The sequence below is a fragment of the Fictibacillus macauensis ZFHKF-1 genome (assembly GCF_000269865.1).
In the GTDB taxonomy this organism is placed as follows: domain Bacteria; phylum Bacillota; class Bacilli; order Bacillales; family Fictibacillaceae; genus Fictibacillus_C; species Fictibacillus_C macauensis.
On record NZ_AKKV01000024.1, the window covers coordinates 180869 to 204135 of the forward strand.

The following is a 23267-nucleotide window of genomic DNA, read 5'->3' on the forward strand; positions in this document are numbered from 1 at the left end:
TCCTCGTTACCTTTCTATACCCGAAAACACGTCATGAAAACCCTTTTTTGATAAATTTATTAAAAATAAATTTAACAAACTTGATAAAATATCTAGAAAAACCTTCCTGTTCACCGGTTGAAGATGATTCTACAACCAAACTCAGAAAATATCAACCTAAAAAAAAGCAGCCCTATTCATTTAAAAGGGCTGCTTGCATGTTTATTCGAGTTCTGCTGACTCTTCATTCTGTTTCAGTTTTTTTGTTTTTAATACAAAGAACACAATAGAAAGAAGAAGCATTGGAATCATAAAGTACATAAGAACAATAGCATTGTTCCACATATCACTATAAATACCTGACGTAATAACCGCTCTAAAGCCAGCAATCGAGTACGACATCGGTACGAAATAGTGAATGCTTTGTAAGCCATTTGGAATCATTTCAAGCGGGAATGTTCCTGCACTTGAAGTCAGTTGGAAAATTAATATAAGGATGGCAATAAAGCGTCCTGGATTTCCCATCGTCGTCGTCAAGAACTGGATAATCGCCATATAGGTTAAACTTGTAATGATACTAAACAGGATAAAGTACCCAGTGCTCTGTACTTCTAATCCGAGACCATTTAAAATGATAGCATCAGCAATAAGTGCTTGAATAACCCCTGTTACCGCCATAAAAGCAAACTTACTAAAGAACCAACTAAAGGCATTTCTTACTCTTCCAGCAGGCTCCACTAGCGGGAACACAATCGTTAGCATTAACGCACCTACATATAAACCAAGCGATAGGAAATACGGAGCAATTCCGACACCATACGAAAGATCATCTGTCGCAGATTTGTTTAACGTTTTAACTGGATCAGCAATCATTTTTACTTCATCATCTGTTTGTTTTGTTTTTTCTGCTTTATTACTTGCTTTATGCAATTTATTGTATAGTTTTTCATTTCCATCATTTAAAGAATCGATACCTTTGCCTAGCTTTTTCTGACCATCATCTAGCTGGTCAACTCCATCATTTAATTTAATAGAGCCTTCTTGTGCTTTCGCTAATCCTCCAGAAAGGTCAATACTTCCTTTATATAGTTTCGATTGAGCGTCTTGAAGCGAACCAACGCCTGAAACGACCGTTCCCCATCCTTTGGCAAGCTTTTCATTCCCATTGGCAAGTTGTGAAGATCCTGCTTGGAGTTTTTCACTACCCTCTTTAACCTCGCCAATCTTACTCATAAATAACGAAGTACCTTTTGCTAGTTTTTCTTGACCATCCGCTAGTTGTCCAGAACCTTTTACAAGACCTTCTAAACCTGAATGAAGCTGATCGGCTCCACCGGTATATTTCTCTAGTCCTGAAGCAAGCTTACTAGATCCACCAGCAATTTGATCTGCTCCCTCTACTAAAGAGGATCCTTTTTCAGCAAGAACTTTACTACCTTCGCTTACTTTCTTACTGCCAGCTTCTATAGCAGTGAGCTTAGCAATTAATACTTCCTTGCTCATGTCAGGATTTTTCTTCAAAGCTTCAAGGACTGCTGCTAAATTTGTATCTACGGCTTCAGCACCTTTTGATGTAGCCAGCACTCCTGCAGCATATAGCTTCGTACTTTTTGATAGTTTTTGTGCCCCATCATTAAGTGTGTTTGCTCCTTTTGCAAGTGGAGTCCCATTATCAGCAAGTTTCTTCGCACCTTGCTCGGCTTTTTGTGCACCTTCATTTAATTGTGAGGCACCCTTTGCTAGCTTTCCTTGTGCATCAACAATGTCAGAACCTTTTCCATCTAGTTTTCCTAGGCCACTCGTTAATTGACCAATTCCATCATTTAGCTGCGTTGAGCCTTGGGCTAATTTATTAACATCAGACGTTTTACTTTTCACGCCATCATAGAGCTTTCCGGCACCTGCTTCGGATTGTTTAAGTCCATCTGAGAGTTTAGAAGAACCGTTGTTTAGTTGCCCAATTCCATCGCCAAACTCTTTCGTCTTTTCTGCTAGCTTTCCTGACCCTTTTTGAAGATCATTAGACCCTTTCGTTAACTTAGAAGATCCATCGGCTAGCTTACCAGCTCCATCAGAAGCTTTCTTAATGCCTTTTTTCATTTCACCAAATTTATCAAATAGAATTTCAGTATATTTTCTCGAAATTTTATGAGAAAGTTTTTCGTTTAGCTTCTCAATGCCTTTTTTTCCGATTTGAGAACCAAGATAGTTATAGCCGGAATTTGTTTCATATTCCAAGCGTAGCTTATCTGGATGGGGATCCATTGCGGTTTTTGCGCGTTTAGAAAAATCTTCTGGCATAACAATACGAGCATAATATTTATTATCCTTAATGCCTTCCTCTGCTTGTTTAGCCGAAACAAATTCCCACTTAAAATCGTCATTATCTTTAAGCTCTTTCACCAAGTCATCGCCAATATGCAATTTTTTATTATCAAGCTTTGCACCCTGATCTTCGTTTACAACAGCGACTGGTAATTTTTCTGTATTAGCATATGGATCCCAAAAGGCCCATAAGTAAATACCGCTGTAAAGAATCGGGATAAATAAAATAGCAATGACCGGAATTAATAACTTCGGATTGCGAAGTACTTCCCGAAACTGTTTAAATACCATTGTTTCTTTCACCCATTTCTACCGTAATTATACAGAACATAATGACCATTTTAGTCAAATAGTCACCTTGTGCCGAAAAAAATCTTTCGTACAATTAAAAAGCGTTTTTCTAAAATATCATGATCTTCTAACAGATGCAATTATTTTCGTAAACCATCCATAAGAATCGTTTCAAATAGGCCAGCAATTTCATCTTTGCTTAACGGTGGATGCTCTAATTCCCAATCAAAAACGAGGGAAATATAAACTTTTAGCATTAAATAGGCCGTAATATCAACATTAATCGGCTTTATTTCCGATCGGATAATTGCCTTTTGTAATTGTTGTTTTATAAAGGTCAAAACAACGGTTTCTAGCGTTTTACTTGCTTCTAATACTGCTGGCGTATTTAATTCCCTTCCTTCTTGCGCAATCTTAATAGCAAGCTGATGTGACTTTCGGAAATCAAGAACATTATAAATAGCCGCATGTAAGTTTTCGTTAAAACGACGCTCTTCTTTTATTGAATTTGCAGCCACGGAACGAATTTGTTTAACAAGATCCTCAACAATTTCACGAAATAAGTCTTCTTTGTTTTCAAAAAATGTGTAAATTGTACCCTTACCAACGTTTGCAATTTTAGCAACTTGATCCATCGTTGTCGCTTTATAGCCATACAACGTAAATGACTGAGCTGCTGCTTCCATTATATTTTTTTTGCGGTCAATCATGACTCCTATCCTTTCGCTGACTATTTTTGAAATCTGGTCATTTCAATACTTTACCATGTTCATTTTTAATTGACAAGTATTTTAACGAACAGGTAACGTTAGCAGCACTCTTGTACCGGAGCCCGATTTACTTTCATAATGAATATTACCGCCAATTTCTCGAATTAATCGACTCATAATCATCGTACCAAGGCCAGTTCCTTTTGTTTTTGTTGTATAAAAAGGAAGACCGATTTTCGTTAATTCTTCTTCTGTCATTCCTTTTCCGTTGTCTTCTATAGCAAGGGTTAGCTGATTACGATCCGCTGCATATAAGTAAATCGTTACAACACCATCATGACGTTCCATCGCTTCAATAGCATTTTTTATAATGTTGATCATACATTGCTTCAAGTAGTGAAGATCCGCTACAACATAATACTCACCGCCTGCTTTCTTATACGTAATTAACGTATTATGCAAAACGCCATACGGTGCAATAAGCGATAAAATTTCTTCAATCGTCCGATCTAGTGGCAAACTTTTAAGCGATGGGTTTCCTGGTTTAACTAGCGACAAATAATCCGTAATAATCTTATTGGTACGATCTAATTCGTCTAAAAGCAAAGGGGCATATTCTTTTAATTTTTGATCACTTGTATCAACTGAAAGGAATTGTATCATTCCTCGCACTGTAGTTAGTGGATTTCTAACTTCATGAGCAATAGCGGCAGCCATTTGTCCAACGACTGATAATTTCTCTAGGTAGACGGTTTCCTCCAGTCGATCATTAATTTTCTTTAAACGCTCGATTAAAAAAACCGAACTGAAAAAGGAAAGCATGAAACTTGTGAAGTAGACCATATAAAAATTAGTAGGTAAGAAATCTAAATCATACATGAGAATACCCGCGTATAATAAAGTGTAAACACCCGAAATAATGACAGCCGTTTTCCATCGTTTTCGTTTATTTTTAAACAAATACATAAAACATGCTGCCACCAAAAAAGCAACAAGTGCTAAGACTAATCCTAAATTGACGTAATCTCCTCCCACAAAGAAACGAGCCACCATCACAACAAGAGTACATATGATGCCTGGAAACAGACCACCATATAAAGTAACAATCATAATTGGAACATTTCTTAAATCAAAATGAGAATCCTTAAGCGTTTCAATCGGATATGCCATACACAAAAGAGCACAAATTGCCGCAAAGCCACCATACATCCATTTTACTTTCACGCTGTTTACTTTTTTAGGCAAAAAAGGCGCAATCGTATTCGTTATGTACGTTAGTGAAAAGATGATCGCTACATTAACAAACAATGGCCCTAATAAATATTGCATACCGATTCCCCTTACCGCATGTAACACTCACAAACTGATTGTTTAAAAATTTTGTGTGCATGCTTTTGTACTAACACGTTCTCCTACTTGTGATTATATACGCTCCTTGGCTAGACGTACATGCTCACAGAAAAAAAACTGCGGTATAAGCTTACAACCGCAGTTTTTGTATAATATTCTCTACCGCTTTTTCAGCTGATGCAACGCAATCTGGAAGACCGACACCTTCATAAGAGGCGCCCGCAGCATATATGTCTGGATACTGCTTTGTTAAATTTTCCTGCAGCGTCTCCCAGTGTTGCTTATGATCTACTTCATATTGCGGCATACTTTTTACCCATCGTGATACATAATAAAAAGTAGGTTGATCCGTGATGCCCATAATGTTTTTTAAGTCTTCAAGAACGGCTTGTAGTATTTCTTCATCAGATTGAAAGACAATTTCCTGATCGTTCGCTCTTCCAACATAACATCGTAGTAATACTTGATGATCTGGCGTCGTATGGGGCCATTTACGATGAGTCCACGTACAAGCAGTGATGGTCGTCGGCTCTTTTCGCGAAATAACAAAGCCTGTACCATTGATGTCTTTTTTCAATGCTGACTGATCAAATGCCATCGCGACAGTGGCTACGGACGTAGAAGGTGTGGCATGAAAGCCTTCAACAGCTACTTCTTCGGAAAGAAGTTCTTTCATCGTTGTATAAGGAGTGGCCATGATGACTGAATCCCCTTGAATTGAGCGTCCGCTTTCTAGCTCCACTGAATAGCCACCAGACGCAAGTTTTACAAGTTCAGTTACTTTCTCACCCTTTAGGACCGAATCGGCATCTAGCAACTCCTCTAATCGCTTCACGAGTGATGAGAGCCCTGTAGATAACGTTAAAAACTGGCCTTTTTTCTTTTTACCGTACGTACCAGGACGATCAGATGGCTTAGGTAACGTATGCTTCATACCTAAAATTAAACTACGAGACTTCCTTTCAACATCTTGAAATTGCGGAAACGTAGATTGCAAGCTTAGCCTATCAATATTTCCAGCATAAATGCCCGATAATAATGGCTCTATTAAATTTTCGACGACTTCATTTCCTAATCGTCTTCGAAAAAAATGACCAACCGAGATGTCTTTTTCAGGTTCCGCACGTCTTGGCAAAACTAAATCAAGAGAAGCTCGCGCTTTGCCACCGAGTGAAAATAATCCTGTTTTCACAAAGGGACCCATTTTCGTTGGAATTCCCATGACAGCTCCTTCAGGAATGGGATGAAGCTTACCGCCAGACAAGACGTATGCTTGTCCCGTTTCATTCGTAACAAGCTGCTCTTTAAGTCCAACATTCTCAATAAGAGTGGTCATACTTTTTTTTCGACCTAAATAAGAATCTGGTCCACGCTCGATTGTAAAACCATCTCGATAGATGGTTTCAATCTTGCCCCCAAGGCGCTCACTACCTTCAATAAGCGTATAGGTTACCGGTACTCCATTTTCTTTTGCTTCTTTTTGCAAATAAAAGGCGGCGGTTAATCCTGTGATTCCGCCGCCAATAATCATAACATGCTGATGCTGTGACAAATTAATCACTGTCCTTTTGATTGAATACTTCTGATACAACGTCAGCTAGTGCATCAATAAATGCTGGCTTTGCATTTGGCATCTCTGGTCGATAATATGAAACACCAAGTTCATCTGTAACCACTTTACATTCGTAGTCATTATCAAATAATACTTCCAAATGATCGGCAACGAATCCAACTGGACAATAAATATAGGAGGTGTAGCCTTTTTCTTGAAACAAGTCTCTTGTTAAATCTTGTACGTCAGGACCAATCCATGGTTCTGGTGTATTCCCTGCACTTTGCCAGCCGATTGTATAGTGAGCAATCTCGGCTTTTTCTGCAATGAGATCTGCCGTTTTTTTGAGTTGATCTGGATAAGGATCACCCATTTTTAAGATACGTTCAGGCAAGCTATGAGCAGAAAAAATGACAACAGCTTTGTCTCGCTCAGCTTGTGACAGGGAATTCATAATCTGTTTAATCTCATTTGCCCAATAATTTAAAAATTTCTCATTATCGTACCATTGATCAACAGAAGTAATCTGCAAGTTCCCAAGTTTTTCAGCTTCCTCTTGCGCTCGTCCATTATAAGATTTTACGCTAAAAGTGGAATAATGAGGAGCTAATACAATAGATACTGCTTCAGTAATACCGTCTTTTTTCATCGCCATAACAGCATCTTCAATGAAAGGATCAATATGCTTTAAGCCTAGATAGCTTTTAAATTGAACATCTTCATAGCGCTCGTTTAGAGCTTCTTCTAGGCGTAGGGCTTGTTCCTCTGTAATCTTAGCAAGTGGAGATATTCCCCCAATTTGCTCATATCGACTTTTTAAATCTTCTAGTTGTTCATCAGAAGGCTTTCTGCCTCTTCGTATATGTGTATAATAAGACTCCACTTCATCAAGACTCCGCGGTGTTCCATAGGCCATTACAAGTAATCCAACTTTTCGCTTATCCATACGTTCACCCCATCTTTTTCGAAGAATATTCATGAATAAATGCTGTTAAGCGCTGTAACGTTTCAACCTTTACTTCTGGGAAAATTCCTTTACCTACATTAAAAATGAAACCGGCCTCTTCCATTCCTTCATCTAGAAGTTGCGTTGCTTTCCGTTCTATCACTTCCCATGGAGCAAGTAATATAGACGGATCTAAATTACCTTGCAATGCCTTTGTAATTCCCATTTCACGTGCCTCTCTCGGTGAAGTACGCCAATCAAGCCCGATGACATCAATCGGTAATTCATTCCAGTCATTCAACAAATGACGTGCACCGGTTCCATATAAAATAAGGGGAACACCTTCATGCTGAAGCTCTGAAAAAATGTCATGCATCGTTGGCTTAATGTAGGTTCTAAAGTCATCTACATTTAGTGCGCCTACCCATGAGTCAAAAATTTGAAAAGCTTGAGCGCCAGAAGCAATTTGTGCTTTAGCATAGGCTATCGTCATATCCTTTAATTTATCCATTAGCATAAACCAAGCTGTTGGATTAGAATACATGAGCGCTTTTGTCTCATGATACTCTCTTGAAGGACCACCTTCAATTAAATAGCTTGCGATCGTAAATGGTGCGCCAGCAAACGTAATCAATGGTACATCTAACTGTTTGCGCAACAATTTAATCGTATCAAGAACATAAGAAACGTCCTTCTCTGGCTGTATCATACCAAGTCGTTCGACAGCTTCTAGCGTGCGAATCGGCTGATCAATTACCGGACCAACACCTGCTTTAATTTCAACGTTCACACCTAGAGACGGGACGGGTGACATGATGTCTTTATACAATATCGCCGCATCTACACCATGCTGATCTACTGGCAGCTTCGTAACCTGTGCGCAAAGCTCAGGCTGGTGGGTTATTTCAAACAAAGAATATTTCTCTTTTAATTTCCGGTATTCCGGCTGTGAACGACCAGCCTGTCTCATATACCATACCGGCACAAAGCGGTTATTTTCTTTTCGACAGGCTTTTAAAAATTCTTCATTCCACGTCAAAATCAACACTCACCTTTCTCATTTGAAGCAAAGCCCGAACCGCTCTTTTAGGTTGTCACGTTCTGACCTCCAATGATTCCGTCACTTTACGATGTAGAATCCCGTTCGCTCCATATCCATAAAACATTGTAAAAGAATTCATATGAAATGTATAGTTTCCACTCTGAAATGTCATGAAATCGACAACCCCTGAGGATCGTTCATCACACCCATTTAAAACCATTTAACGCCAACGGTATTGGAACGCTCACCTTCTTGACCGGTTTGTGGATTCACCGGAACGACGAAAAAGTCAGGGCGGCTAAACAAATAGCGTCCAGAAGCGTCATAACTTCCCTCTCCTGTTACAGTATCAATATACGTTTCTTCTCCGTCTTTCACTGTATAAATCTTATATTTCAAGCGTCGATCTGAAGAAGGTGTCCATTGTAATTTCACGCCAGGCAAACCATAATCTCCAAAGTGAAAAAACGCTTCTAAGTCCTGTATTTTCACAAGATCCACCGGCGGCTCTAAATCATTCACACCTTGTGGTTTTTTAAACTTTTTATCACGCTGTGACGGGATTTGATTAATAACATCTTTAAATAACCGCGTTGGTTGTTCACTAGAAGAATTTAAATAATCACTTTTCGTCGTTTTATCGTAACCCATCCACACAGCCCCTACAACGTCCGGTGTATAGCCTGTGAACCATACGTCTTTATTGCCATGAGGAACCGCTTCAAAGTTCGTCGTTCCCGTCTTACCTGCAACCTCAGTATTCGCTGTACCTGCTTGCCCGGTACCTTTAGTCACAACCTGCTGAAGCATGCGCGTCATGTACCAGGCTGTTTGTTTAGAAAAGACTTTCTTTTCTTCGTGACTAGCTTTACCAGCTAATTCTCCGCTTCGATCATAGATTTTTTCAATTACGTACGGTTGAACGGTACTTCCTTCACGAGCAAAGCTACGATAAGCAGCCATCATCTCAAAAGGCGTTACGCCATGGTCAAGGCCTCCTAAAGCAATGCCCAAACCACGATCTGGAATGTCCATTCCAAGTTCACTTAAATATTTCTTTGACTCATCAACGCCTATTTCATTTAATAACCAAACAGCTGGAGCGTTGATGGAATCCTTAACAGCATCAACCATGGAAACTTTCCCACGATATCGATTATCATAGTTTTTCGGTTGATAGCCATCATAGCTTTTATTTTCATCCTGTAGCATAGAATACGGTTTATATTCTTTTGATTCTAAAGCAGGACCATAGACTGCAAGAGGCTTAAATGATGAGCCTGGTTGACGCTTTACATAAACTCGATTTAGACCCTCTGTCATATAACCTCGTCCACCCTGGGCAGCAATGATTCCCCCAGTATCTGCATTCATTAATACCATGGCACCCTCAGGGCTTTTCTTGCCGGCGCCTTTAAAATATTCTGGGTTTAAAAAGGCTTTATACATCGTATTTTGAGTCGTTTGATCCAATGGAACTACAATTTTATAGCCACCTTTTTGCACCTCTTCTTTAGACAAGTGGTACTTTTCTTGCGCTTCATGTAATACCATATCAATGTACGTTGTTAACGCAGGATTCTTCTCCTCTTTATTTATATTTAATCCTAGCGTTTTCCCTTTTGCTCGTACCGCTTTTTCTGCTGATATATAGTTTTGTTCCTCCATAAGATTTAAAACAAGATTTCTACGTTTCTTACTAGCTTCTGGATGAAGTACAGGTGAGTAGTTCGTTGGGGCCTTTGGAATACCCGCTAACATTGCTCCCTCTTCTAACGTCAGCTCACTTACATTTTTATTAAAATAGGTTTTTGCAGCAGCCTGAATACCATAGGCGCCACGTCCAAAATAAATTTGGTTTAAATACATTTCTAATATTTTATCTTTGCTATAATTCCGCTCTAAATTAATCGCAATAACTGCCTCTTTTGTTTTTCGAAAAAACGATTTTTCGCGCGATAAAAAAACATTTTTTGCCAGCTGCTGTGTTATCGTGCTAGCACCTTCTACTTTATGACCACTAATAATATCGCGATAAATCGCACGCCCAATCGAACGATAGTCAAGCCCACTATGTTCATAGAAACGACTGTCTTCAACGGCTACAAACGCCTTTTTTACATGATCTGGTATATCTTTCCCAGAAACAAGTTCACGGTTTTCTGAATAAATTCTCGTAATTGTATTTCCTTTTTCATCCACGAGCGTAGATGCAGATTTCATGATGAGATCCTTATCATCGACAACGTAGTCTCCTGCCATAATAATAAATAAATAGCCCATAAATCCTAATATAAAGATGCCTACACCGAGACCAGTAAATAACGCACTTCTTTTCCACACGGCTGTAATAACCTCTCTTCACTTGTAAAATTTCTACGTAAATTTACAATCTTAACATCATATTTTACTATATAATGACAGATTTCGCTAAAAGAAGGTTACACTATCTAGTACTATATTGTTATCATAATCATCACGAATCGTTCATTTATCGTTTATTATGAACCGATTTCGGGTATTTATGAATAATCATTCGTCTTTTCTAGAAGATGAAAAAAGGAGATTGAAAATATGAAAGTATACCTTACATATGGTACAGAGGACTTCTTATCACACTTAAAAGCAACGATCCAAGCAACCTCTCTATTACTTGAAAATGGTGAAGATGCCCTTCTACTCGTAGAGAGTGATGAAGGCAATCCTTTTCAGTCTGGCTATACGTATGAGGTATTGAATGCAAAAGGCATCGTCACAAACGGAACCTTTGCCGTTTTAAATCATATTCAAGTTACCGACGAAGGAAAATCTCTATTCGAGGAGCGCTTTAGCAAACGAGCAGGTCTTGTTGAACAAGAACCTGGCTTCGCCGCTATTCGCGTGCTGCGTCCACAAGAAACGCATCCTTATATCGTCCTAACTCTTTGGCAATCAGAACAAGCCTTTCTAGACTGGCAAACTTCTTCCGCTTATTCGGAAGCACATAAAAACCGAGGCACCGATAAAGGGCTACCTCAACAACTATTTTCTGGTCCATCTTATGTAAAACAATTTCACGTAAAAAGCAATTGAGGGGATTCTAATGAAAAAAGCAGCGATTATTCTTAACCCAAAAGCAGGGAATGAAACACTTGTTCAAAATATAACGATAATCGCCAAAAAACTTGAAGAAATTTATCCACATGTTCATATTGAACAAACAAAAAAACCGGGAGATGGGAAGGCGTTTCTTACAACGCATGGTCAGTCTTACGATTTAATCGTAGGCGCTGGCGGTGATGGTACCATTCATGAGTTAATTAATGGTCTTGCTCCGCTTGCTCAGCGGCCGACGTTCGCCATTCTTCCCGGAGGAACATGCAATGATTTCTCTCGTGCACTTGGCATCAACCAAGATCCTTTAAAAGCCGTAGAACAAATTCTAGCGCACAAGACAGCATCAGTCGACGTTGGATGTTGGAATGATGACTACTATTTCTTAAACTTTTGGGGAATCGGTTTAATTACAGATGTATCTGAAAATATTGATGGTGACATGAAAGAAAAATTTGGACGGTTATCTTATTACGTATCGGCAGCCCAAACGATTACGAACTATACCCCCTTTTCCATAGAGCTGAGAAGCAAAGAACAAAGCTATAAAGGAGAAGCAACCATGGTCATTGTTGGGAACGGACCATTCACCGGAGGGATTAAACCATTCTTCCCGCATACAGATATTCAAGATGGTAAATTTGATGTTCTCATCGTTAAACAACCGTCCATGAAACTGTTATGGGAAACGATTCAGTCAAAGTTCCGTAATGAAATGCCTGAGCATGATGATATCGAGTATTTCCAAACCGATTCTTTGGAAATTACGACAACACCTCAACAGCTAATCGATTGTGACGGTGAACGCGGTGAGACGACTCCCGCTTCGCTAAAGAATTTAAAACAACATATAGAGGTCATCGTAGGCGACTTTCCATTACAATAAAAAAAGGCCTGGGCTTTTGCCCTTAGGCCTTTTTTTATGAAGCAGTCCTGCGCTGTCTTCGTTTATACCAACCAATTAATTCGAGTGTTCCAACACAAACGAGTAGCCATACTAAGCCCGCACAGTACCCAGCCACCACATCGGAAGGATAATGCACCCCTAAATAAATCCGACTCACTCCAATGGCCATTATAAAACAAACAAAGAAAATTGCTGATAAAACTTTATGTATCCATTTACGCTCACTGCGAATGATTAAATACGCAAGAAAACCGTAGTACAACATACTTCCCATTGCATGACCACTCGGAAAGCTAAAGCTAAGCTCTTCAACGACCGGATTGTCGTTTGGACGTTGTCGTTTGTATTCATGTTTCAAAATACTATTAAGAACCCCACCGCCAGCAACCGTTAGTAAATAGAACAACATACTCCAAATGTCTCTTCTTCTAAACCAAAGATAGGCTAAGCTTATAAGAAGTAAAAGCCCAAGAACGAGTGTAGAACCAAACTGTGTGAAGATCACTGCGACTTTATTTAAGGCCGGCGAAGCATGAGAACGGATTTTTTCGATATAAAAAGCATCAAATGATAAATGCTTTTGTCGTTCTATTCCACGCGAAATATAGAAAAAGCCAACAATTGATAATGCAGCCGTACAAAAGCCGAGAAGAATACATACAATTGGAACAAGTGGAAAAGCCATCTTATCTAACCATTTACGAATCATAACTCACCTCTACAGCAACATTTTTCAAAAGAAAAAGCTGCGAAGCACGCAGCTTTTCTTCCTCTATTATTGTACAAGTTTTATTAGCATATGAGCGAGTCCTTGTTTTTCTTGTTCATTGCCAACACTCCATAACGCTTGAAGCAATTGTTCTTCGGCATTTCGTGGTTGCTCCGTTTGGGCAAGATGATCAGCGACTTTCTTGGCAGCCTTTGCTAACGTCTCTTCAGAAAGTCCTAACTTTTCACCAAGTGATACACGTGTATGAAGATATTCTTTAAAATGCTCAAAGCTTTCTAAAATAGGCTTCATTTGCTCATCCGTCATGGCATCCATTGCTTGATCAACGTTCGTTAAATCGACTTGTTCATCTTTGTGAAGAATATGACGATCTTCGGTTCCCATAAGAATTCCTCCTATTTATTTAAGTGTCGCTAATGATTCACGATTAAAAGCTGGAATATCATCAGGTTGACGACTTGTTACAAGGTTTCCACCGCATACGACAACTTCTTCATTTACAACGTTCGCCCCTGCATTTTTCAAGTCGACCATGATAGAATTATAGCCTGTCACTTTGCGACCTTTTAATACATCCGCTGAAATCAATAGTTGCGGACCATGACAAATGGCGAAAATCGGTTTGCCTGCATCAGCAAACTCCTTAGTAAATGCAACAAAACGTTGGTCATCACGAAGTAAATCTGGGGAAAAGCCACCAGGAATAAACAACGCGTCATAGTCACTTGGAGATACTTCTCCAATGCCTGCATCCGCTGTTACTTTCTCTTGTTTATGCTTCCCTTCTAGATGATCACCCTTCTCAAAGCTAATGACTGTAATCTCATGTCCTGCTTCTTTATAAGCTTTCACCGGATCTGTGTATTCAACATCTTCAAATAAATCTGTCATCACTGTAGCTATTTTAGCCATGCTTCATCAACACTCCTTATTTCTATACTATCGTCTACACCACCTAACATTTCCGTTCTCTTCTGGAAGTAAACCTCTTTTTACAAAACCTCTATTTTTACAAATTACTATGTTCAATATACAACTCCCTTTAATGAATGACATTTCAAAGTTTCCTTAAAAATGCGTTTAGCACGGGACATCGCTGGGTATTCTAATATGTGTGAAACATTTTTGGGAGGGACACTACAAATGGATAAAGACTTACAAGCATTAATCGATGGATTAAATGAAGATTTAGCAAATGAATATGCAGCAAGCATTATGTACACAACATACGCAGCTACTGTTTCTGGGCTCTTTAGCCAAGTGTTAAAGCCGTTTTTCGAATCTGAAGTTGCTGATGAACAAGGTCATGCCCTATACCTCGCAGAAAAGATTAGTACGCTCGGTGGGACACCAACAACTATACCTGCTGAAGTAAAGGCTGTTACTGAAGTTCGTCAGATGCTAGAAGAAGCTCGAAACGCTGAAATTGATACGATTCGTCGCTATGAAGAGCGTAAAGAGCAAGCCGCACAATTAAAAATGACAGAATTAGTAATTAAACTTGAAGATATGATTGCTGATGAAACCCAACATAAAGAAGAAATGGACCGTTTGTTAAAAGACGGGCGTTTATAAGCTAAAATCCCCCTTGAGGATTATCTCCTTAGGGGGATTTTTTTATTATTCACTAATACGGTTTTGTAGTTCTTGTATAAAACGTAATCGATAACAGTTTTTCGCTAATTTCCCTAAAGATTCAATGAAACGATAGTTTACAACACCACCGACAATCGCCCCAAAGCCTGGGATTAACTGTAGCAATTTAGCCAAGTCAATATGATCACGATAATCTTGTTGCAATGCTTGCCAATCAATTCCTGTTAAATAATCTTCTTTTGAGGGCATGCTTTCTTTGCTTTGATGATAGTCGTTAATTCGTTGGTAAAGCTCTTCTCGTCGAAAGGGACTTCCATACGCAAACTGAAAGATATAGAGAATAAATAAACGCTCTCGATAATCACGCACGTCCATTCCATAAGCTGCAGCAATGGCAAACAGAAATTTCATTTTGATACTAAGTAAAAGAGGAAAGTCCGCTAAGCTTAATAGCAACCCACCTGCACCCGTTCCTATTCCCTCTAAAGCAGCTGTGCGTTTATAGGTAGTAATGAGCACATCTGCTCGCTTGTCACTATCACGTAACGATAAAGATAACCGTTCATTCTTTTTTGACGTGTATTCCGAGCCAAGCAAGGTCGCATGAACCATACTTTTTATACTTTTGGTTACGACATCATGAACTTTAGCTGGTATAAAGCCATTCACTTTGTTTTGTATTTTCTTTGAAGAACGATCCCATAAAGAAGGACGCTTAAGCAGTTCAACTTGCCAGCTATGAAGTTCTTGTTGCACTTGATTTTCATAAGTGCCCACGTTCTTCCCCCTATCTTGTCCTCATTCTATATGTTACTTTACGTCTCGTAGCTTTGATTTAGTATAGAAATTGACAAAGTAAAGAATAAAAAGAACTGCCCCTACAATGCATAATAAAATAAAGGACCACTTCTCTTGAAGGATAATTAAAAATAGCAGGAAAATACATAATTGTACTGAGAGTAACGTTTGTAATAAGCCTTTAAAGGCTTGGAAGCGACTGTCTTTTTGCAAAGGGTATAATTCAAACCATACATTGCCTTTATGATGTTTAAACAATGGTAGCAGCTGAACACCTGTTGCATGCGTAAAAAGTAATAATAGCGCTACATGCCACCATCCCGATGGAATCCACCATAAAAACAGCAGACCGATGAGCGTAAGTCGTACATATATCCCTAAATAATCATTGCTTCGTATAAAAGTTTTACGATATAAACCATGAAAAGGACGTCTAGGAGCGAATTTAGCATGTGCTAGGAAGGACAACCATTTTCTTGGACGAACTTTTTGCGAAAGTTGAGGAACGTCTGTAAATAAATTAGCAATTCGATATAATTTCATCATTGCCCGATTTTCTAAATGAATTAAATGCTCCCACTTAATGCTATATTCTCGCTGAATACGCTTATACACAAATTGATGTAACACATACATCACAGCAAACATTGCGATCACAAAGACATACGCTTTTTCAAATAACAAATATAGAAAAACGCCATTTACACAAATCCGTATGCCACGGTAGCTTCTTCTCGTGACTTCATAGGGAAGACGCTGTTCCTCCCAAGACGTGCGGATATTCCATCCTTTTACGACGATTAGCAAAAGTAACGTAATGATTAAGTCGCTCGTACGCAATGAAATAAACCGAGAATATAAAGGACCTAAGGCTAGAGTAACAAGTGTTATTGAAAAAGCTTGAATGAGAAACGTGTAATAAAAACTTTTCTTAAAATAGGCTTTCATATAGGGTTCGATTGGTAATAAAAAAACGAGATCCCCAGATTGTAAAAAGGTTCGAAATGGACTTCTTGTTAATAAATAAAGGAAAACAACAAGTAGTACCCAAACAGCCGGAAACTGATCAGGTAGTTGTTTTAAAATTTGTGCATAATAAAAGCTACCTGTTACAAACAAAATATACAGTGAGAGCATAAACCCACTATTTCCAATTAATCTAAAATACTTTAATGCGATGGTTAGATAATGGTCTCTTCGTTTTTTCCATAACTGCTCAACAACTTCAATCATACCTTCTTGCCTCGACTTGCATAAATATAAATATCATCTAAAGTCGCATGAGGATGACCCATTTGCGCTTGTAATTCCTCCAACGTCCCTTGCATGACGATTTTTCCTTCATGCAAAATAATGAAGCGATCACAGTATTGTTGTGCCGTTGGTAAAATATGCGTAGACATTAAAATACCGGCTCCGTTATTTTTGCGTGTCTCAATAAGCTCTAATAGTGAATGAATGCCAAGTGGATCAAGTCCTACAAAAGGTTCATCAATAATATAAAGATCAGGTTCGACTAAAAAAGCACAAAGAATCATGACTTTTTGACGCATCCCCTTGGAAAAATGACTCGGAAACCAAGTGACCTTATTATCCATATTAAATTCTTTTAATAAAGGGTGTACACGCGTTTCAAATGTCGTTTCATCAAGGTTGTAGGCCATCGCCATCATTTGCAGATGTTCCCACAGTGTCATTTCCTCATATAAAATAGGTGTTTCTGGTATGTAAGATAAATGACTCCGATACGTTTCGGGAGCTTCTTTAAACGTAGTGCCATGGATGACCGTCTTGCCTTTAACGGGTTCCATTAATCCTAAAATGTGTTTAATGGTTGTACTTTTCCCCGCACCATTAAGGCCGATTAGACCAATCACCTCACGAGCTCGCACTGAAAATGATACATCGTGTAAGACGGGACGATCATACGTGTAGCCGCCCGTTAAATTTGTAACCTCTAATATATTTTTCATTGATCCATTCCTTTCTACAGACCATTCTAAATAGCAGAGAATTTTTATTTTAATCATACTATGTTTATCTTTGATTTACCAACGATGAAGAAACCGTTTTACCATCCTTATTTTCCTCACAATAAAAACATGTATAAAGTGAAGAAAAGGTGGTTATTCTATAACTGAAGAAGGCATCCCCCCTTCTTCAAAAGGGAGATTGTTGTACGATTTTGATTTGAACAGTCAATTTAAGGAGATGATTCTCTTGGAGGAGTTAGGCTTTCCCTTAAGCTTGTACAAATCCTGTTAGATTGAGGTGTTCGCCAAAAAATCGAAATAGAAGTATCCCAATTTCTCCTTTCTTCTCTAACCTCTATAAGGAAGAGGGTTCTGCTTAACGCAGAACCCTTTTTCTTTTTCCATAGAGATCTTTTCTATGCTACACTAGACGAAAACGATTCATGAGGTGATCGCTATGAGCCATGATGAACAATGTATTTTTTGTAAAATTATTAACGGAGAAATTCCTGCTTATAAAGTGTATGAAGATGAGCATGTTCTCGCCTTTTTAGACATTAGTCAAGTAACGAAAGGACATACACTTGTTATTCCAAAAAAACATCATCAAGATATTTATGCCCTACCTTCAGAAGTAGCGGGCGCAGTGTTTGCTGCAGTACCAAAAGTCGCAAATGCCCTTAAAGCTGCCTATGAGCCGATTGGGATGAACGTATTAAATAACAATGGGGAAGCCGCTGGTCAAACCGTTTTCCATTATCATCTACATATATTACCCCGCTATGGCAAAGGAGATGGGTTTGGAGCAGTTTGGGAAACACATGATTGCTCTAAAGAAGAGTTTCAGAAACGTAGCGAGGAAATTTCCGCTATGGTACAATCACTTTCATAACTTGTCTAGAAACTACCTGAGTGCATCATGAACAGGTGGTTTTTTTCATACAATAATGCAGGAGGATGACAAATGAAACAGGTTTTTAACTTTAACGCAGGACCCGCAGCACTTCCGAAAGAAGTGCTACAACAAGCGCAGCAAGAAATGCTAAATTTCAAAGACTCCGGAATTTCTGTAATGGAGCATAGTCACCGCGGTAAACTTTATGAAAGTGTACATGAGGAAGCAAAAACATTGTTAAAAGAATTACTTTCTATTCCTGATTCGTACGAAGTTCTTTTTTTACAAGGTGGTGCCAGCTTACAGTTTGCTATGTTACCTATGAACTTTTTAAAACAAGGAGAACTAGCAGGCTTTATCACAACAGGGGCATGGTCAGAAAAGGCACGTAATGAAGCAGCTAAAATTGGAGCAACCGAAGAAATTGTATCTGGTAAAGAGCAAAACTATACGACCATTCCAGCTCTTCCCTCTTTTGCTGAAGATCGTTATAAATATGTACACGTAACATCTAATAATACGATTTTCGGAACACAATGGGAAAATTTCAATGCTATTTCTCATCCATTTCTAATTGCAGATATGTCGAGTGACATCTTAAGCCGAAAGATTCCCGTTGAGAAATTCGGGATAATTTATGCCGGTGCGCAAAAAAATTTAGGTCCAGCTGGTGTAACGGTTGTGATATTACGAAAAGACTTGCTACAGCAAGCGAATAAAGACCTTCCTGCTATTCTTTCTTACGAAACACATGTAAAAAATCGTTCGCTTTATAATACACCACCGACTTTTTCGATCTATTTATTACATCTCGTTCTTCAGTGGGTAAAGTCTCTTGGCGGGCTTGACGCGATTGAAAAGAAAAATGAGGAAAAAGCGGCTTTCATTTATGAAGCCATCGATCATAGCAATGGATTTTACAGTGGTCATGCAACAAAGGATAGTCGTTCTCTTATGAATATTACCTTTACCCTACCGAATGAAGATCTTACAAAAACGTTCCTTGCAGAAGCAGAGCAACGTGGCTTTATCGGTCTCGCTGGTCATCGTTCAGTTGGAGGCTGCCGAGCGTCAACGTACAACGCTGTTCCGATGGAAGCATGTAAGGCACTGCGTAACTTTATGGATGAATTCTACTTAAATTATGGAAATTAGGGCTATGTGACTGTTCACTTTCCCGGAATTTTGTTAAAATAATGTATACCATCCTCGCAAAAGGCGAAGAGCGCACTTTTGGAGGAAGAAGATTTAGTTGAGGAGAGATGAGAAATGAAAACAAAGTCATTAGCATTAACAGGTGTTCTTTTAGCATTAGGATATATTTTACATGTGATTGTCCCACCGTTCTTTTTAGGGATGCGTCCTGATATGATGCTTACGATGCTCTTTTTAGTCATTATTCTTGTTCCAAACATGTCAAATGTCATCACTGCCGCCATCGTCACAGGTGTCATTGCTGCTTTAACAACAACATTCCCTGGCGGACAAATAGCAAACTTAGTCGACAAACCTGTAACGGCATTTGTCTTCTTCGGTCTATATGTCCTCGTTTCTCGGTACAAAATGAACAATGTTATGGCTACAGCGTTAACGTTTGTTGGAACGTTAGTTAGTGGTTCGATCTTTTTAACAACTGCACTTGCAGTGGCCGGATTACCTGGTACGTTTCTAGCGATCTTTACAGCTGTTGTAGTACCTACTGCCGCAGTTAACAGTATTGTTATGTTTGTCGTGTATCCTGTTGCTGATCGCATTCGCAAACGGACACTCAGTACGTCTCAAACAGTAGCAACAAAAAAAGCCTAACCATTGCGAACAGGATAAAGGAGCTTATCTCCTTTATCCTGTTCTTTTTTTAAGTCGGCATAACAAAAAAGCCGACTTCCGCTATGGAGTCGACTTTACTAGCATCTCTTCTTCCCACTCTCTATACTGTTCGATTTCTCGCTTAATGGTTTTGTACAGAAATGCCAGAACCGCTGCATCATCAAGCAAACCAATGCCAACAATAAAGTCAGGAACTGCGTCAATCGGACTGACAAAATAGAGGAGTGCTGCCACAATTAATAACATTGATTTTTTGGAAATGTTTCGATAAGAACCATCCCTGTAATGTTTCATCATGCGAATTAAACCTTTTACTTGAGCGGTTAGCTCTCGTAAAGTTGAACTTCCTTCAGCTGACGCTGTCTTCTTTTCTGCATTTAAGATTAGCTCATCTGAGCGTTTGTGATCTTCTAAAATATCTGAAGCTTTATTTTTCATGCGGTTAAAATAATTTCCAATCGTATGTCGTTCCATTGGACCCTCCTTCTAAATTTTTTCCATCTACTCTATTTCTAACATAAAAATACAGATTCAAAAAGAAGCATCTTTCGCTGATTTTCGTTATAATGTGACAAAAAGATGCACAAGTATTTAAACATACTAATGACAAACAAAAAAGGCGTTTTTTCATTATTTATGCTTAATTATTTCGAATAACGTAAGAATGTGTCGCACTACATATAGCTTTTACCCAAAAAGCAAATCATTGAAAAAAGAGCTCTAACAAAAGGAAAGATTGTATTCATTCTTTGATTCGCTTGTGAGATCATGTCCAAACATGACGAAACCCATCGGTAAATATTTATGAATTCGGGAAATTTCTTAATAGGAGTTTCCATTCACTAGCAAGAATACAGTTAGTACAATAATAGAGGAGGAATAAACGATGGCTAAAATGAAATCTGCATTATACGGTTTTGCAATAGGGACAATTGTAACAGGAGTTGCAACACTCCTCTCCGCTCCCAAATCAGGGAAAGCTGTTCGTCAAGATATTAAGGATAGCGCGAGTAAGTTAAAGCAATCTGTTGCGAAAATGAAACTTGATACCATTACACTAAAAGAAAAGATTAAATTTGTATCTAAAGAAGGAAAAGATGCCTTTAAACAAGCTTCTGCTGATCTTAAAGAAGATATCAGTCAGTGGAAGGAAGAGATTAAGCCGAATATGGCAACCATTCAAGAAAGCATGAAAGAAATTCAAGATACGCTTGAAGAAAGCAAAGCCACTTCAGTTAAAAAATAAATAGCCGTATACGAATAGGAACCTCTTGCTAGTAAAGAGGTTCCTATTTTATTTTATAGATTACACTATTTTCCGTCCGTCTAAAGTCATATAAACGCCTTCTAACTTCTATATTTTGGTACTTTTTACAGTCTTGCTTCGCTTTCAACACTATTTTTTTGTCTAATACTTAAGTTTCATGCCTTTTTGACTAATTTTTCTGCTACTTTGCAAAAATTTTACTTTCTTATTATAGGAAATACTGGCATAATGAGGTTTAGATTGATGTTCTTATTAGTAGCAATGGAGGGCATAAAAATGGAAAAGGACAAGTTAGATCTGAAGCAGGCGATCGTATTCAGTCATACGTTCGCACAAATTAGCAAAGCGCTATGGAAGAGCGTGGAAAAAGACTGGCAAAATTGGATTAAGGATTTTGGCCTTAATATTAATGAACACCATATTTTATGGATTGCACATCACTTAGGAGGCGCTAGCATTTCTGATATCGCTAAATTTGGGGTAATGCATGTTTCAACCGCTTTCAACTTTTCGAAAAAGTTAGAAGAGCATGGCTACCTATCATTTTCTAAAAAAGAAAATGATAAACGTAATACATATATTCAGCTCACTGACCAAGGGGAAGAGCTTCTTCTAGAAACGCTGCAAACATATGATCCAGAAAACTTTAGCATTTATTCAGCGGCTCTTCCGATTAAAGACCTATTTGGGAAATTCCCTGAATTCCCTGAAATTATGAGTATGATTCGGAACCTATATGGTGAAGACTTTATGACCATCTTCGAAAAGCTAGAAGAGAAAGTTGAATACAGCATGGAAGACACTGTACCTGATAATGTCATTCCACTCACACCTGAGCTGGCAGGCGCTCACTCATAACGCTGAGCCAACTCGTCCAACGTTAGCATAAGATCTCTATAGAGGTCCTGCGCTAACAATGCTTGAATTGTAGCCTTTGGTTTTAATTTAGGAGAAAGCATACCAGCAAAATGTAGCAGAAGGGGTAGAAACTGCGTATAACCTCGATCGACATACACTTCGTAGTGTTGTTGAAGGACATCACATAAAGAAAGAACCCCTTCTACTTCTTCTTCAGTAAGGTGTTTCTCCATTACTAAAGAGTAAAAAGGATAGGATCTTAAGTTAATCGATTGTACCGTTAAACGGTTGTAGTATTCTAACCGTGCGACTCGTTCTTCAATCGTTTCCATCTTTAACCTGCTTTCTAGAAAGTAAAAATTGATACTTTATATTTTAAAACAAAGCTGCCTTTAATGTAAGGGAGCTTTGTTTTTTTATTGCATCCTTTGATTTCTTAATTATACATTTATTTACAAGATTATGACGATTTCTCATAAAAAAATTTCTATTGATTTCTTCTTCAATTCGCAGTAAAGTAGGTGAGTATGTTTGGAATTACATTGACATTATTATTAAAGGTGGTCCCTATGAACTGTTGGAAATCCGTTAATTTATATCGCCAATATGGCACACAACGAATCTATATAACTGCGTGTGCAGTGGCTCTTTTTTCATTTATGGTATTTACAAATCTTTATGAACGTTTATTTCCGTCTATTTATCATTATGAATACGGATTATTACCGTTATTGTTTACCCTAATTACCGTACTTCCGATCCATAAAGTGTTACATTGTTTGCCTCTGTGGCTTACGGGAAAAAAAGCGAAAATTATACTGCTTAAAAAAAATAAAACACCTTATTTATATTGCCAGTTTTCACAAACTGTTTCACGAGCCATGATGATTGTATCCGTCATGACGCCACTTTTTATGGTTATTGCCTTATCACATATTAGTGCGTTTGCCTTTCCGCATCTCACTATATTTTTTATCACTTTTTCAGCCATCCACACAGGTATTTGTAGCCTTGATGTCCTTTACTTAGGTCATTTGCTGAAAGCGCCAAAATCATCCTACGTGGAAGATGTACCATCTGGCTTTCACATATTAGTGAAGCAATCATAAATCATAGCAAACGAGGCTT

Annotated in this window: 24 protein-coding genes; 9 read left to right on the plus strand and 15 right to left on the minus strand. The window is 38.4% G+C overall.

Going from position 1 to position 23267, the window contains the following annotated elements:
• Positions 1 to 201: 201 nt before the first annotated feature.
• The 7 genes from A374_RS08330 to A374_RS08360 form a co-directional block, all read right to left on the minus strand.
• Complete coding sequence (locus A374_RS08330) at positions 202 to 2595, minus strand: YhgE/Pip domain-containing protein (protein ID WP_007201764.1); 2394 nt, start codon at positions 2593 to 2595, stop codon at positions 202 to 204.
• Between the two features lie 140 nt (positions 2596 to 2735).
• Positions 2736 to 3305 (minus strand): TetR/AcrR family transcriptional regulator, encoded by a 570-nt coding sequence (locus tag A374_RS08335; protein ID WP_007201765.1) that lies wholly within the window; start codon positions 3303 to 3305, stop codon positions 2736 to 2738.
• Between the two features lie 81 nt (positions 3306 to 3386).
• Positions 3387 to 4634 (minus strand): ATP-binding protein, encoded by a 1248-nt coding sequence (locus tag A374_RS08340; protein ID WP_007201766.1) that lies wholly within the window; start codon positions 4632 to 4634, stop codon positions 3387 to 3389.
• A 151-nt stretch (positions 4635 to 4785) separates the two neighbouring features.
• A complete protein-coding gene (hemY, locus tag A374_RS08345; RefSeq protein WP_007201767.1) occupies positions 4786 to 6207 on the minus strand; it encodes a protoporphyrinogen oxidase in 1422 nt (473 codons plus the stop codon).
• A gap of 1 nt (position 6208) precedes the next feature.
• Positions 6209 to 7153: a ferrochelatase gene (hemH, locus tag A374_RS08350; protein ID WP_007201768.1), complete on the minus strand. Its 945-nt coding sequence runs from the start codon at positions 7151 to 7153 to the stop codon at positions 6209 to 6211.
• 4 nt (positions 7154 to 7157) lie between these two features.
• Positions 7158 to 8192 carry a uroporphyrinogen decarboxylase gene (hemE, locus tag A374_RS08355; protein WP_007201769.1) on the minus strand — a complete coding sequence of 345 codons (1035 nt, stop codon included), beginning with the start codon at positions 8190 to 8192 and terminating at the stop codon, positions 7158 to 7160.
• A 213-nt stretch (positions 8193 to 8405) separates the two neighbouring features.
• Positions 8406 to 10538, minus strand: a complete 2133-nt coding sequence (locus tag A374_RS08360) for a transglycosylase domain-containing protein (RefSeq protein WP_007201770.1) — start codon at positions 10536 to 10538, stop codon at positions 8406 to 8408.
• 231 nt (positions 10539 to 10769) lie between these two features.
• Between A374_RS08360 and A374_RS08365 the strand changes: the two genes are divergently transcribed.
• The gene (locus A374_RS08365) at positions 10770 to 11267 is read left to right on the plus strand and encodes an antibiotic biosynthesis monooxygenase family protein (RefSeq protein ID WP_007201771.1); all 498 of its coding nucleotides are present in this window, start codon (positions 10770 to 10772) and stop codon (positions 11265 to 11267) included.
• A 10-nt stretch (positions 11268 to 11277) separates the two neighbouring features.
• Positions 11278 to 12174, plus strand: a complete 897-nt coding sequence (locus A374_RS08370) for a diacylglycerol/lipid kinase family protein (RefSeq protein ID WP_007201772.1) — start codon at positions 11278 to 11280, stop codon at positions 12172 to 12174.
• A gap of 34 nt (positions 12175 to 12208) precedes the next feature.
• Here A374_RS08370 and A374_RS08375 read toward each other — a convergent pair whose 3' ends face one another.
• The 3 genes from A374_RS08375 to A374_RS08385 form a co-directional block, all read right to left on the minus strand.
• On the minus strand, positions 12209 to 12904 hold the full coding sequence (locus A374_RS08375) for a phosphatase PAP2 family protein (RefSeq protein WP_007201773.1): 696 nt from the start codon (positions 12902 to 12904) through the stop codon (positions 12209 to 12211).
• Between the two features lie 66 nt (positions 12905 to 12970).
• Positions 12971 to 13309 carry a DUF3243 domain-containing protein gene (locus A374_RS08380; RefSeq protein ID WP_007201774.1) on the minus strand — a complete coding sequence of 113 codons (339 nt, stop codon included), beginning with the start codon at positions 13307 to 13309 and terminating at the stop codon, positions 12971 to 12973.
• 15 nt (positions 13310 to 13324) lie between these two features.
• A complete protein-coding gene (locus A374_RS08385) occupies positions 13325 to 13837 on the minus strand; it encodes a type 1 glutamine amidotransferase domain-containing protein (protein ID WP_007201775.1) in 513 nt (170 codons plus the stop codon).
• Positions 13838 to 14068: 231 nt separating this feature from the next.
• On the opposite strand from A374_RS08385, the gene A374_RS08390 reads away from it, so the two are divergent.
• Positions 14069 to 14500 carry a ferritin-like domain-containing protein gene (locus A374_RS08390; protein ID WP_007201776.1) on the plus strand — a complete coding sequence of 144 codons (432 nt, stop codon included), beginning with the start codon at positions 14069 to 14071 and terminating at the stop codon, positions 14498 to 14500.
• A gap of 45 nt (positions 14501 to 14545) precedes the next feature.
• Here the strand turns inward: A374_RS08390 and A374_RS08395 are convergent, their stop codons facing one another.
• The 3 genes from A374_RS08395 to A374_RS08405 are packed head-to-tail and all read right to left on the minus strand — an operon-like array spanning position 14546 to position 17292.
• Positions 14546 to 15298, minus strand: a complete 753-nt coding sequence (locus A374_RS08395) for an EcsC family protein (protein ID WP_007201777.1) — start codon at positions 15296 to 15298, stop codon at positions 14546 to 14548.
• A gap of 33 nt (positions 15299 to 15331) precedes the next feature.
• Entirely contained in the window at positions 15332 to 16552 is a 1221-nt protein-coding gene (locus A374_RS08400; protein ID WP_007201778.1) for an ABC transporter permease, read from the minus strand.
• Complete coding sequence (locus tag A374_RS08405) at positions 16549 to 17292, minus strand: ABC transporter ATP-binding protein (protein WP_007201779.1); 744 nt, start codon at positions 17290 to 17292, stop codon at positions 16549 to 16551. Before A374_RS08405 ends, A374_RS08400 begins: the two co-directional genes overlap by 4 nt.
• Positions 17293 to 17749: 457 nt before the next feature.
• Between A374_RS08405 and A374_RS08410 the strand changes: the two genes are divergently transcribed.
• The 3 genes from A374_RS08410 to A374_RS08420 all read left to right on the plus strand — a co-directional run bounded on the left by A374_RS08410 (position 17750) and on the right by A374_RS08420 (position 19993).
• Positions 17750 to 18184: an HIT family protein gene (locus A374_RS08410; RefSeq protein ID WP_007201780.1), complete on the plus strand. Its 435-nt coding sequence runs from the start codon at positions 17750 to 17752 to the stop codon at positions 18182 to 18184.
• Positions 18185 to 18256: 72 nt separating this feature from the next.
• The gene (gene serC / locus A374_RS08415; RefSeq protein WP_007201781.1) at positions 18257 to 19342 is read left to right on the plus strand and encodes a 3-phosphoserine/phosphohydroxythreonine transaminase; all 1086 of its coding nucleotides are present in this window, start codon (positions 18257 to 18259) and stop codon (positions 19340 to 19342) included.
• 114 nt (positions 19343 to 19456) lie between these two features.
• Positions 19457 to 19993 (plus strand): tryptophan transporter, encoded by a 537-nt coding sequence (locus A374_RS08420; protein ID WP_007201782.1) that lies wholly within the window; start codon positions 19457 to 19459, stop codon positions 19991 to 19993.
• An 81-nt stretch (positions 19994 to 20074) separates the two neighbouring features.
• On the opposite strand, the gene A374_RS08425 is transcribed toward A374_RS08420, so the two are convergent.
• Positions 20075 to 20488 (minus strand): YkvA family protein, encoded by a 414-nt coding sequence (locus A374_RS08425; protein ID WP_007201783.1) that lies wholly within the window; start codon positions 20486 to 20488, stop codon positions 20075 to 20077.
• A gap of 412 nt (positions 20489 to 20900) precedes the next feature.
• Here A374_RS08425 and A374_RS08430 point away from each other — a divergent pair, with 412 nt between their 5' ends.
• Positions 20901 to 21260, plus strand: a complete 360-nt coding sequence (locus A374_RS08430; RefSeq protein ID WP_007201784.1) for a YtxH domain-containing protein — start codon at positions 20901 to 20903, stop codon at positions 21258 to 21260.
• A 297-nt stretch (positions 21261 to 21557) separates the two neighbouring features.
• On the plus strand, positions 21558 to 22139 hold the full coding sequence (locus A374_RS08435) for an HTH-type transcriptional regulator Hpr (RefSeq protein ID WP_007201785.1): 582 nt from the start codon (positions 21558 to 21560) through the stop codon (positions 22137 to 22139).
• Here the strand turns inward: A374_RS08435 and A374_RS08440 are convergent.
• On the minus strand, positions 22130 to 22471 hold the full coding sequence (locus A374_RS08440; protein ID WP_007201786.1) for a DUF1878 family protein: 342 nt from the start codon (positions 22469 to 22471) through the stop codon (positions 22130 to 22132). The genes A374_RS08435 and A374_RS08440 overlap by 10 nt on opposite strands.
• A gap of 237 nt (positions 22472 to 22708) precedes the next feature.
• Here A374_RS08440 and A374_RS08445 point away from each other — a divergent pair, with 237 nt between their 5' ends.
• The gene (locus A374_RS08445; RefSeq protein WP_007201787.1) at positions 22709 to 23248 is read left to right on the plus strand and encodes a DUF3267 domain-containing protein; all 540 of its coding nucleotides are present in this window, start codon (positions 22709 to 22711) and stop codon (positions 23246 to 23248) included.
• Positions 23249 to 23267 lie beyond the last annotated feature (19 nt).

Bases quoted from the DNA above. Each gene is read 5' to 3' on its own strand.
- A374_RS08405 (WP_007201779.1), bottom strand. From the start codon at position 17,292: ATGAAAAATATATTAGAGGTTACAAATTTAACGGGCGGCTACACGTAT.
- A374_RS08335 (WP_007201765.1), bottom strand. From the start codon at position 3,305: ATGATTGACCGCAAAAAAAATATAATGGAAGCAGCAGCTCAGTCATTT.
- A374_RS08425 (WP_007201783.1), bottom strand. From the start codon at position 20,488: ATGGAACGACATACGATTGGAAATTATTTTAACCGCATGAAAAATAAA.
- A374_RS08410 (WP_007201780.1), top strand. From the start codon at position 17,750: ATGAGCCATGATGAACAATGTATTTTTTGTAAAATTATTAACGGAGAA.
- A374_RS08370 (WP_007201772.1), top strand. From the start codon at position 11,278: ATGAAAAAAGCAGCGATTATTCTTAACCCAAAAGCAGGGAATGAAACA.
- A374_RS08365 (WP_007201771.1), top strand. From the start codon at position 10,770: ATGAAAGTATACCTTACATATGGTACAGAGGACTTCTTATCACACTTA.
- A374_RS08420 (WP_007201782.1), top strand. From the start codon at position 19,457: ATGAAAACAAAGTCATTAGCATTAACAGGTGTTCTTTTAGCATTAGGA.
- A374_RS08445 (WP_007201787.1), top strand. From the start codon at position 22,709: ATGAACTGTTGGAAATCCGTTAATTTATATCGCCAATATGGCACACAA.
- A374_RS08340 (WP_007201766.1), bottom strand. From the start codon at position 4,634: ATGCAATATTTATTAGGGCCATTGTTTGTTAATGTAGCGATCATCTTT.
- A374_RS08430 (WP_007201784.1), top strand. From the start codon at position 20,901: ATGGCTAAAATGAAATCTGCATTATACGGTTTTGCAATAGGGACAATT.
- A374_RS08330 (WP_007201764.1), bottom strand. From the start codon at position 2,595: ATGGTATTTAAACAGTTTCGGGAAGTACTTCGCAATCCGAAGTTATTA.
- serC (WP_007201781.1), top strand. From the start codon at position 18,257: ATGAAACAGGTTTTTAACTTTAACGCAGGACCCGCAGCACTTCCGAAA.
- hemH (WP_007201768.1), bottom strand. From the start codon at position 7,153: ATGGATAAGCGAAAAGTTGGATTACTTGTAATGGCCTATGGAACACCG.
- A374_RS08380 (WP_007201774.1), bottom strand. From the start codon at position 13,309: ATGGGAACCGAAGATCGTCATATTCTTCACAAAGATGAACAAGTCGAT.
- A374_RS08385 (WP_007201775.1), bottom strand. From the start codon at position 13,837: ATGGCTAAAATAGCTACAGTGATGACAGATTTATTTGAAGATGTTGAA.
- A374_RS08390 (WP_007201776.1), top strand. From the start codon at position 14,069: ATGGATAAAGACTTACAAGCATTAATCGATGGATTAAATGAAGATTTA.
- A374_RS08375 (WP_007201773.1), bottom strand. From the start codon at position 12,904: ATGATTCGTAAATGGTTAGATAAGATGGCTTTTCCACTTGTTCCAATT.
- A374_RS08400 (WP_007201778.1), bottom strand. From the start codon at position 16,552: ATGATTGAAGTTGTTGAGCAGTTATGGAAAAAACGAAGAGACCATTAT.
- A374_RS08440 (WP_007201786.1), bottom strand. From the start codon at position 22,471: ATGGAAACGATTGAAGAACGAGTCGCACGGTTAGAATACTACAACCGT.
- A374_RS08435 (WP_007201785.1), top strand. From the start codon at position 21,558: ATGGAAAAGGACAAGTTAGATCTGAAGCAGGCGATCGTATTCAGTCAT.